The 7,280-nt window shown below is 54.1% G+C and carries 10 protein-coding genes; all 10 read left to right on the top strand.

The genetic code is table 11. The features are described 5' to 3' along the window. Nucleotides 1–185 precede the first annotated feature (185 nt). Nucleotides 186–914, top strand: a complete 729-nt coding sequence (locus B5F88_RS18040; protein WP_140402190.1) for a hypothetical protein — start codon at nt 186–188, stop codon at nt 912–914. A 118-nt stretch (nt 915–1,032) separates the two neighbouring features. Beyond that, the gene (locus tag B5F88_RS18045) at nt 1,033–2,112 is read left to right on the top strand and encodes an ankyrin repeat domain-containing protein (RefSeq protein WP_087348784.1); all 1,080 of its coding nucleotides are present in this window, start codon (nt 1,033–1,035) and stop codon (nt 2,110–2,112) included. A 4-nt stretch (nt 2,113–2,116) separates the two neighbouring features. Beyond that, entirely contained in the window at nt 2,117–2,746 is a 630-nt protein-coding gene (locus B5F88_RS18050; RefSeq protein ID WP_087348786.1) for a hypothetical protein, read from the top strand. Between the two features lie 110 nt (nt 2,747–2,856). Next, the gene (locus B5F88_RS18060) at nt 2,857–3,156 is read left to right on the top strand and encodes a hypothetical protein (RefSeq protein WP_087348789.1); all 300 of its coding nucleotides are present in this window, start codon (nt 2,857–2,859) and stop codon (nt 3,154–3,156) included. A gap of 15 nt (nt 3,157–3,171) precedes the next feature. Beyond that, on the top strand, nt 3,172–4,149 hold the full coding sequence (locus B5F88_RS18065; RefSeq protein WP_087348791.1) for a hypothetical protein: 978 nt from the start codon (nt 3,172–3,174) through the stop codon (nt 4,147–4,149). Beyond that, nucleotides 4,146–4,556 (top strand): hypothetical protein, encoded by a 411-nt coding sequence (locus tag B5F88_RS18070; protein WP_087348793.1) that lies wholly within the window; start codon nt 4,146–4,148, stop codon nt 4,554–4,556. The genes B5F88_RS18065 and B5F88_RS18070 overlap by 4 nt, the downstream gene beginning before the upstream one ends. Before the next feature lie 11 nt (nt 4,557–4,567). Continuing rightward, on the top strand, nt 4,568–5,542 hold the full coding sequence (locus tag B5F88_RS18075; protein WP_087348795.1) for a hypothetical protein: 975 nt from the start codon (nt 4,568–4,570) through the stop codon (nt 5,540–5,542). Between the two features lie 79 nt (nt 5,543–5,621). Beyond that, nucleotides 5,622–6,470 (top strand): hypothetical protein, encoded by an 849-nt coding sequence (locus B5F88_RS18080; protein WP_087348797.1) that lies wholly within the window; start codon nt 5,622–5,624, stop codon nt 6,468–6,470. Between the two features lie 25 nt (nt 6,471–6,495). After that, nucleotides 6,496–6,846, top strand: a complete 351-nt coding sequence (locus B5F88_RS18085; protein WP_087348799.1) for a DUF6547 family protein — start codon at nt 6,496–6,498, stop codon at nt 6,844–6,846. 15 nt (nt 6,847–6,861) lie between these two features. Beyond that, nucleotides 6,862–7,280, top strand: a 419-nt coding sequence (locus B5F88_RS18090; protein ID WP_242959877.1) for an imm68 putative immunity domain-containing protein, incomplete at its 3' end; no start/stop codon positions are given.

Raw genomic sequence — 7,280 nt, forward strand, 5'->3', positions numbered from 1 at the left:
CCGACCGCTATCTTGACGCCAGAAATCCCTCTCCCGCCGAAACCGACTTCTTCACCGTCACAAGGATGGATGCCTGGGGCGTGAGCACCTGGTTCATGTGTACCCCAGAGGCTGCCGGGAAACTGATCGCCATGGATTACGACAATCTGACCGTCAAGGAAACCACCATTGTGGGATAGGAGAAAATGAATGATGACTTTGGAACAACTGCCCCCCAAGGGCGTAAAGCGAGAACAGGCCATTTTGGAGCTGGGCAAGGTGGAAATAGCATGACACGGCAGGAGCAGAAGGCAGTCAAGGAATTAAGCGCGATGATTTCCAAAAACCTAAAAGTAGTTGCCGGAGAGCATGGCTTCAAAGTGGTTTCAGACTGTGCCTATAAGGTTCTGGGTGATTTCTTATATGAAGTGTTTCTATCAGCGCCCCCTGTCAGGTGTGGGACTGCCATAAGAGCAGTCGTTTCCGTAAAGCCATGCGTCATTGACAATGTCTTTTGGGATGTATATGAAATGGGTGAGGTAGCCCGGAAGAAACCATTTAGTTTCCATATCACAGCGGCACATTCCCCTTCCGCTCATATCATCGAGGAAATGGAACTACCTGTCCCCACAGTGGACGCAGCAACCTTGGTCATGAATGAGGCGTTTTGTCGGTTTAACAAGTCCATTCAAGACCATCATAGCCGATGCAGTACAGTCTCCGACTTCAAAGCGGAGATTCTCCATGAAACTGCGCCGACCGCACGATTGAATGTCGTACTGTGTGAAATCGCAGAAGGGAATTTCCGCCAGGCAATGCTCCTTGCAGAAAAGGAGTTGGAAAACGAACCTTATGGTCTGTTTAATACAGTAACTGATGGTGGGATAAAGAGTATATACGATTATGTGAAAGAGTTTTGCCAGAGAAAGCAGTAAATATATGCAGTCACTCCATCGGCTGAGCCGGAGGCCGCCGGGAAACTGATCGCTCTGAATTATGATCATTGAACCATTAAGGGAATTACCATTGTGGGATAGAGGAAGTAGGTGCCTTATGTACGAGATCGGAACCATTGGCCGCTGGGAGACCCTCCCGGAAACGGCTGCCGCCATCTGTGACCATGACACTCCCAAGCTGGAGGCGTTGCTCCAGGGCGGTCTGGATTTGGATGTTCCCATCCAGCTCAGCGAGTATATCAAACTCACACCGCTGGAGATTGCGGTTTTTCGGAATGATGTGCCTATGATCCACTTCCTGCTGGAGCATGGAGCTGATCCCGGTCTGGCGGAGGAACAGCCCCTGCTGCTCACCGCTACCCGCTGTTGTGGGCCGGAGGTTGTCTCCCTCTTTGCTGGACAGGCCGCAAAACTCACCCCGAAGCAGAAAGAGCGGGCCTTCCAGGAAGTGCGCTGGGGCAAGCGCCCGGAGAACATCCAGATACTGGAGCAAGCCGGGATCACAGTGGACAAGTTTGGCGGCGAGGCATTCCGAGCCGCTGTGTCCGATGGACAGGCCGAGCTTGCCAAACTGCTGCTGGAAAAAGGGGCGGATATCAATTACCATAAGCCGGACATGGTGTTCCCTTACGCCTCCACCCCTGTCACCGAGGCCGCCCGCTCCAACAATTTCCCCATGGTGCGCTGGCTGGTGGAACAGGGGGCGGATATCACCCTTGTTGACAAATACGGTGACCGGCCTTACACCGTGGCGGTACAGAACAAAAATCAGGAGTTGGCCGACTATCTGAAGGCCCTGGAGCCGGAGGAATGGCACAACGAGCAGGAAAAGATCCGGCAGCTCATGCCCTACAAGCTGCCCGCCAAGCTGGTGGAATACTTGAAGACCGGCCCCCTGCGACTGGAGTTCCCGGATCAGGAATGGGTGAAGTGGGCGGAGCTCTACTCCTTCATGGATGTGCAGGAGATAACCTGGAAACGGAAGAAGCTGCTCTCCCTGATGGTGCAGATGGACAACTACAGCGACTATCTGCTGCTGTGGAGCCCCAGGGACAAAAAGCTGTGGTATCTGGATATTGAGCATGAGGAATTCCACCCTCTGGCCAAATGGGATGACTTCATCGCAGATCCCGGCCGGTATCTGAACGGGATGATCGAGGGCGAGTTTGAGGAGTAAAGCCATGACATCAATAGACTTTCTGAACAAGGTACATAAAAGCCTGGACTCGCAGGAATATAGCCTCTCTTATTCTCCGGCCAAGTCCAAGAATTATATGCTGTACTGCAATGGCAACTTCATCGGCGGCCTGTTCGATGAGGAACTGTGCTTCGTCTACGCCGACAGTGTGAGCGAGCTGCTGGGGCAGCCGGACCCCGTCTATCGCGGATACTCCAGCACCGCCCAGCACAGGATGCTGGTGATCCCGGAGGAACACTGGGCAAAAGCGCTGAAACTGCTCTATGCCGAGAAATTTGACTGGAGCCGTTTGGTGTACGACATCACATACACCAGCATTGGTGCGGCTGTGGTGGAGGACTTCTACGACGAGAATGTGGTCTTCCTGCGCTTCTGCTTTGAAAAGGAACTGCTGAAAAAGAATCCTCTGGACCGGCAGGGCCGTATCCTGCGGATGGTCTATCTCAATCAGGATCTGACAACAGCGGGCAAATATCTATTCCCCAGACTGATGCAAAAGTTCCTTGTTTTTACAGATCGAGGCGGGAAAAGCAGTCTGGAAACCATGCTGAAACGGTGGTACACTGCGCTGGAGAAGGAGTACCGCAGCCAAACAGCAGGATATGGAAAATGATCATCTTGCGGCCTTGCTGGGCTGTCGCGGCAATTATGATATTGCGATACAGATCGATGAGGTAACCGGCACCATGACGGGGTGGCATTGGTTCAAATGAGGGAAATGGAATGATCGAGTACATCAAGCTCTTTTGGAAGGGCGCACCAGAGGGTGAACCATCGGTCATCCTCTATGAAGTGGATACCGAAAATGAGCGGCTGGCCCTCCGCTCCATTGACATCTTTGCGGATGGCAGCACCCGCAACATCCCTGACCTTTACGACGGTGTCATCGAGATCACGCCGATCCCCACTGTGGAGGAATTGAACGCCCATGTCTGGGGCGAGGAATTCCACGCCTGCATCATAGAGCAGGCGGAATTTGAGGCTATCTGGGAAAGCCACACCTATGATGGAGCGTTAAAGTAGCCAGGAGGAGACACTATGAACAAACCTATAAAAGCCAAAAATCTGCCGTTGTTCTCCATCATTGACCTGGACCAGTTGCGCCGGGAAAACCATCTGGAGGATGCTGTGTTGTCTGACTTCTCCATGGGCTGGGATCAGAAGATTTATTTGTTATTCAAGCAGACGGCAGAATCCCAAGATAAAATTACCGCGAAGACCCCCGCTGACTACACAGTGGCGGAGTTAAAGATGGACTGGGCCGGGGGAGAAATTCTGGACATGGCGGTATTTCCGCTGGGGCGTCTCAAATTTCAACTTCATTACCTGCGGGCCATTGGTGAGAACTTTCTGCTGTTTCGGGCCCGGTGCGCCTACCGGGAAAACGGCCCCGAGCAAAACGCCTGGACCGTCAGCCGAAATGGGGCTGTGCTGTCCCGCTTCTGCCTGGGAGATGGGATTCAGAACTGCGCAGTCAAGGCGGACGGCACCATCATCACCAGCTACTTCGACGAGGGCGTGTTCGGCAATTACGGCTGGGCGGACCCCCGCAGCGCACACGGCTATGTTCCGCCGGTTGGCGAATGCGGGCTGATCGCCTGGACGCCGGAGGGCATCCCCCTCTGGAAGAATGAAAAGTATTCCATCTATGACTGCTACGCCATCAGCCTGGATGAGGAAGAAAACCTGTGGTTTTATTATTACGATGAATTCCGGCTGGTGCGGACGAATTTCAAAGAGGACGCTGTGTTTGAACTGCCGATCGAGGGAAGCGGAGCTTTTTCTGTTGCCCCGTCCGGCAATGCCTTCCTGTTTCAAGGTGGATACCAGCAACGGGACAAATTCTACTTCCTTACCGCCCATGGTGATCGCCTTGGGCAAAAACAGGAGGCTATTCCCACCTGTGACGGAAACAAGGTTGCTGTGGAGCGGTGCAGCCTGCTTCGCAGCCGGATGCTATTCTTGGGAAAAAACGGCGTACTCTATGGAGGCATTTGGGGGAGCGATGGCCTATGAAACAGGCAGATATTTATACCGAGGCTCTGGTCTGTCTGCGCTCCATCCTTCAGGCAGACCATCCGGAATTCAAGAACTGGATCGACTGGTTGGAGCGGGACATTCAGGACTGGAACCAGCGGCGGGAGGTTGCCCATCATCTTCGGGCATACGGTGGTATGGGCTCATTCAATGATCTGCCCAGTATGCGCGGAAATCACGACTACATTTTTGACTTTCTAAAGTCTGTGTGCTATGCCTTCGGCCATCTTTATGGCAAACGGGAAGGCATTTTGCCGGAGGCATTGATGGAGGAGTGCCTCCACGATGTAGAGCAGGCAGCCTATCACCCCCATAAGGCACTGAACCAAGCCATTGCCCAACACTTGAGGCAAGGCAATCTACAGGAAAATCTGGATAGGCTGTAGGAGGACTTGCTATGAACGAAAGACTATTTCGCACCCAATTCAATCAAATGGAAACCACCGAGAAGCAGGCGCTGATGGAAAGCCTGGCTACTCGTTATGATATGACCTTTCTTGGCCTGCATACCTTTGACCGCTGGGGCAAGAACTGTACCACCGGCATATTCGAGAAAGATGGCCGGGAGTTCGTCTTTGTCCCCGGTGATACCATCACCCTGGGCTGGGAACGGTTCGCCGTAGGGCTCAGTCAGGACAGCCGGGCGGAACTGGACTATTTGTTCCAGGAATGGGAGATGGAACAGGACCCGGAGGAGATGATCCGGGAAAGCATGGCTCCCGTTCGTCAGGCAGCTATTGGCCCTATGCTGGTGGGCCGGGAGCTGGAGGAACTCTGCTGGGAGCCGGTCACAATGGACGATCCCAGGCTGTCTGCGCATCCTGACTGGCTGAAGAAGTTCCGGGAGTTTGCCTGGAGCGACCTTGACAGCCTTACTTTGCACAAGTCAACACGCATTGAGCGGACAGAAAAGGGCTTTCAGATCTGCATCTATAACCGCACAGACTACGATGCGCTTCTTGCCAGGCTGGAAAAGCAGGGGCTTTCGCTGCCTACGGCAGACGAGTGGGCCTATCTGTGCGGCGGTGGGTGCCGCACCCTGTTCCCCTGGGGGGATGGAATGGACTACTCCATGCGTTTGCACTGGTTCGAGGACACGGAGGAGGACGAGGACCGGCCCTACGACATGGAGGAGCCCAATTTCTTCGGCCTGTCCATCGCCTATGACCCCTATATGCGGGAGGTGGTGAAGGCCGGGCAGTTTACCACTTGCGGCGGGGATGGCGGACGCAGTATCTGCGGCGGACTTGGAATCTTCCTCGGTTTCCTGCCCTGTTCGCCCCACTGCAAGCCGGAAGTGCAGGAGGACAAGGAACTGAACGGCGACTATGACTTCTACCGGCCTATTATCCGGGTGGATACGGACTGTTAGAAAGGAAACCTGGACACTCGGCTGTGAGCCCGGTGTGGAACTTACTACTTACAGAAAAAAGGATAAAGGAGGCGTCAATATGGATGTCGTGAAACTCCCCAAAAAAGTCCGTATGGTCTGCTATGAGATCATGGATGGCAAAGAAGAAGCCTTGGACACGCTGGAATCCTTTGCCGATAAATACCCCCATCAGGTAGCAGCGGTCAAGGCCGAGGTCGCCTATTTCAACCTGGACTATGAAAAGGCGCTGGCTTTGGATTTGGCCATCCTTCCCTGGCTGGAGGAGTGGTATTACAGCAATGTGAGCGATGAACACATGATCGCCATGACGGTGGCGGCCATCCGGCTCCACCGGGAGCAGGAGCTGATTGAGGCGCTGACGAAGGAACAGACGCGCATCCGGGCTGAGAACGGCCTCCCCCAGCGGGATCGGTTCTGTGACATCCTGATGGACTACCTCAAACGGGGCCTTATGCCCTTTGCGGACAACGACAAGAACTACACCTACCATGAACCAGAGGAACCGCAGACAAAGGAGCAGCTCTGGGCAAAGCTGGTGGAACAGAATAAGAAACTCTCGCCGGACGATCCCGATGCCAGGCGGAAGCTCTATAACCACTGCTGTATGTTCGGAACCGCCAGGGATGCCGTAGATCTCTTTGAGGAGATTCAAGGCGTGCCCATGGCTGACTCCTCCTATCGGGACGCAATCGCCCGCTATCTCTATTTAGGCGAACGGGAGAAGGCGCTCCAGACAGCGGAGCGGTTGGCAACATCGCGGCTGTGGGCGGTTGCTGGGCCGACGCAGGTGCGTCCCATGTCCTTCTTTGAGGACCCGAACCTGCGGGAGTTTTTGCTGGAGCCGGAATCCCTCCGGCGCATCCGGGAAGCTGCCTTCATTGATGACGGGAGTTTGATCCGAAAGTAAATTGCTTGGGAATGGAGGATCTGCTATGAGCAAGGAGCTGGAACTGTATAAAGCATTTATTGACGGCCTTGTGGAGCGGAAAGACAGCATGACGGCCCTGTGGGTCAAGGGCGATGGCTTTCCTAAGACAGAGGACAACAAGGCGAAAAATGAACTTCTCGCCGCACTGACACCGGAGCAGAAAGGTGTGCTGGCTGAGATGCTTCAGGACGAACATATTGCGGGTATCCACGATACCCTTGCATATATCAATGAGATGATGGATCTGGAGGGGCTGGAGCTTCATCAGGACGGTGAATCCTATTCCAACGACTATTTTGAGAGTCTGCACTATGACTTCATCAGCCGTTGTGACGGAGATGAGTGGCCGGAATAAAAGGAGGCGTGACGGATGTATATCAAAAAATACTGGGGCAACTTTATCGGAGGCTCGGACGACAGCCTGAACCTTGTGGCCTTTTTAGAGGACCAGAAGAAAGAGGAAATCCCCCTCAGCGAGATTTTCGCCAAGATCGGGCTGGACAAGCAGAACTGGGACTTCCGCCAGACCGTGGAGTATCTGGAGTTTACACACTCCGATGGCGTGGAGATGGACTTCCACTTCGCCATTGGTGTGGTCACTGATCTGGCCGCCATCCTGCTGGAGTGCAGCGTCAGCGGCAGTGTAAACCTTCAGGATCTGGACGAGTACAACACCCCTACCCGCCGCATCCGCATCACCGTCACGCCAGAGGAGCATGACGCCATGAACAAGGCACTGGCGGATTTTGCCCAGAATCCGCTGGAATATGACCTCAGTGAGATGATGGA

The organism is Flavonifractor sp. An306 (assembly GCF_002159455.1).
In the GTDB taxonomy this organism is placed as follows: Bacteria; Bacillota; Clostridia; order Oscillospirales; family Oscillospiraceae; genus Flavonifractor.